Genomic DNA, 3098 nt, shown 5'->3' on the forward strand with positions numbered 1-3098 from the left:
TCACCCCGAGCACGCGGTGCTGGCCTGGACCGACCCGCAGCACCCCAGCCGGACGCTGCGCCAGCTGTACCGCGGCGGCTGGTCGGGGTGGGCCGACAGCCCCAGCACCCGCGAGGAGTCGTTCCGTCTGGCGGACCTCGACGCCGCCCTGATCGCGCCGGTGGTCGCCGGCGCGGCGGAGACCCTCGGGATCGACGGCGAGGCCGGGGCCTTCCTCAGCGTCTCGGCGGACGACGCCGGGCGACCGAGCTACACCGTCCACGTGAGCAACGACGTCCACCAGAACGGCTTCCTCGTGGTGGACCACGCCGGCGAGCCGGTGCGCGTCAACCCGCCCCGCTGACCGACCGGCGGAACCCCTCGGCCGCCCCTCCCGCGGACCGTCCCGCCGGTGATCAGTCCATCAACCGGCTCAGTGACTCTATCTCCTCCACCGAGCGGGCCGTCACCACGAGCATGGTCACACCCGCGGCCTCCCACTCGGCGATCTGCGACCGCACCGAGTCCTCGTCGCCGATGATCGCGGTGGCCTCGACCATCTCGTCCGGGACCGCCGCCGCGGCCTCCTCCTTGCGCCCGGAGCGGAACAGCTCGGTGATGCGGTCGACGTCGTCGGCGAAGCCCATCCGGCGGAACGCCTCGGCGTGGAAGTTCTTCTCCTCCGCGCCCATGCCGCCGGCGTAGAGCGCGGTGAACGGCTTGTACGCGTCGAGGACCGCGCGCCGATCCTGCGTTATGTGAAGCTGGCACAGGAACGCCACCTCGAAGTCCTCCCGGGTCCGCCGTGCGCCGGGTCGGGCGAAGCCCTCGTCGAGCCACGCGTTGAACTCGTGGGCCGTGCGGGGCGAGGCCAGGAAGCCGAGCCATCCGTCGGCGATCTCGGCGGCGAGTGCGACGTTCTTGGGCCCCTCGGCGCCCAGCCAGATGGGCACGTCCTCACGCAGCGGGTGCAGGATCGACTTGAGAGGCTTACCCAACCCGGAGGCGTCCGGTCCCTGGTAGGGCAGGGCGTACGCCGGACCGTCGGAGGTCACGGGGGCCTCGCGGCGGAGCACCGCGCGGATGATGTCGATGTACTCCCGCGTCCGGGCCAGCGGCTTGGCGAACGGCTGGCCGTACCAACCCTCCACCACCTGCGGACCGGAGACGCCCAGACCCAGGCAGAACCGGCCGCCGGAGAGGTGATCCAGGGTCATGGTGCTCATCGCGGTGGCCGTGGGCGTCCGGGCGGACAGCTGCACCACCGCCGTGGACAAGCGGATGCGTTCGGTGAGCGAGCCGTACCAGGCGAGCGGGGTGAACGCGTCCGAACCCCAGGCCTCGGCGGTGAAGACGGTGTCGAACCCCGCCCTGTCCGCGGCCACCACGAGGTCGGCGTGGGTGGTGGGCGGCTGGGCGCCCCAGTATCCGAGCTGCAAGGCGAATTTCATGGGGACCAGTGTGACCCAGACCGCCCCACGACGGTGTCCGGCTCACGAAAAGTCACACACGGCTCAGTGGAACGTGTTCTACTTGTGGCGTGACATCCAGAGAGATCGTTGTCGACATCACCCCGCCCGACGAGGCCGTGCTCGAGGCCCCGCTCGCCCCGTCCTTCGACTACACGCGGTCGACCGGACCGGTCCTGGGCGCGTTCTTCACCGGCCTGCGCGACCGCCGACTCGTGGGGGTCCGCGACTCCCGCGGCGCCGTGCACCTGCCGCCGGTGGAGTTCGACCCCCACACGCACGAGGCCCTGACGGACTTCGTCGAGGTGGGCTCCGGGACCGGGATCGACGGCGTCGTCGTCGTCTGGACCTGGGTTCCCGAACCCACCGACGTCAACCCGCTCGACTCGCCGTTCGCCTGGGCCCTGGTCCGGTTCGACGGCGCCGACACCGCCATCCTGCTGCCCCTCGCCGCCGACGGCCCCGAGGACGTGAGCTCGGGGATGCGCGTGCGGCTACGGTGGTCCGCCGAGCGGACCGGGACCATCCACGACATCGCGTGCGTGGTCCCCGTGGACGTGGCGGGTGGGGACGACCCGGGCGGCACCGATCAGGGCGACGACGACGAGGTCCCGCAGCCCTCCGGGGACGAGCCCGTCACCATGGTCGTCACCCCGATCGGGCTCTCGGTGACCCACACCGCGGGTCCCGCCGAGAGCGAGTTCCTCCGGGCCATCGTGCAGGGCCGTGTACTAGGGCGGCGCCGCTCCAACGGACCCGAGGTCTACGTCCCGCCGCGCGATTACTGCCCCTCCGACGGGGTGGCCATGGGCGAGTACGTGGAGGTCTCCGGCGTCGGCACCGTCACCACGTTCGGCATCGTCAACGTGCCGTTCGCCGGCCAGGAGATCACGCCCCCGTACGTCACCGCGTACATCCTCCTGGACGGGTCCGACGTCCCCATCCAGCACCTGGTTCTCGGCTGCGAGGCCTCCGAGGTGCGCATGGGTATGCGGGTGCGCGCGGTCTGGACACCCGAGGCCGACCGCCCTGCCTCGATGAAGGCCATCACGCACTTCGAGCCGACCGGCGATCCCGACGCCGACCCCGACACCTACGCCGATCACCTGTAGAGGACACCCGTGACCCCCACCGCACCCCGGGACGTGGCCGTCGTCGGTTTCGCCCACGCCCGACACACAGAGTCCACCTTCGGCACCACCAACGGTGTCGAGATGCTCGCGCCCGTCTTCGCCGAGTGTTACCGGCAGACCGGGCTGGACCGGACCGACATCGAGTTCTGGTGCTCCGGCTCCTCGGACTACCTCGCCGGCCGGGCCTTCTCCTTCATCTCCGCCGTCGACACCATCGGCGCGTTCCCCCCCATCTGCGAGTCGCACGTGGAGATGGACGCCGCCTGGGCGTTCTTCGAGGCCTACCTCAAGATCGCCACAGGCCAGGCCGACACCGCGTTGGTCTACGGGTTCGGCAAGGCCTCGGCGAGCACCGACCTCGACTCGGCGCTGGCGCTGCAGCTCGACCCGTACACCGTGGCCCCGCTGTGGCCCGGCCGCCACCACATGGCCGCGTTGCAGGCCCGCGCGGGGATCGACGCGGGCAAGTGGTCCGAGGGCGAGATGGCCTCGGTGGCCGCCCGCGCCACCGGCAGGG

The 3098-nt window shown here is 71.5% G+C and carries 2 protein-coding genes and 2 pseudogenes; 3 read left to right on the top strand and 1 reads right to left on the bottom strand.

Features of this window, described 5'->3' with window-relative positions; translation table 11 throughout:
* A pseudogene (locus G6021_RS10730) lies at positions 1-343 on the top strand (hypothetical protein); the annotation flags it as partial.
* A 52-nt stretch (positions 344-395) separates the two neighbouring features.
* Here G6021_RS10730 and G6021_RS10735 read toward each other — a convergent pair.
* The gene (locus tag G6021_RS10735) at positions 396-1430 is read right to left on the bottom strand and encodes an LLM class F420-dependent oxidoreductase (protein WP_182641266.1); all 1035 of its coding nucleotides are present in this window, start codon (positions 1428-1430) and stop codon (positions 396-398) included.
* 89 nt (positions 1431-1519) lie between these two features.
* On the opposite strand from G6021_RS10735, the gene G6021_RS10740 reads away from it, so the two are divergent.
* Positions 1520-2560 (top strand): OB-fold nucleic acid binding domain-containing protein, encoded by a 1041-nt coding sequence (locus G6021_RS10740; RefSeq protein WP_304816676.1) that lies wholly within the window; start codon positions 1520-1522, stop codon positions 2558-2560.
* A gap of 9 nt (positions 2561-2569) precedes the next feature.
* Positions 2570-3098 (top strand): annotated as a pseudogene (locus G6021_RS10745) (lipid-transfer protein); the annotation flags it as partial.

This window comes from Dietzia sp. CW19, from assembly GCF_014145265.1.
In the GTDB taxonomy this organism is placed as follows: Bacteria; Actinomycetota; Actinomycetes; order Mycobacteriales; family Mycobacteriaceae; genus Dietzia; species Dietzia natronolimnaea.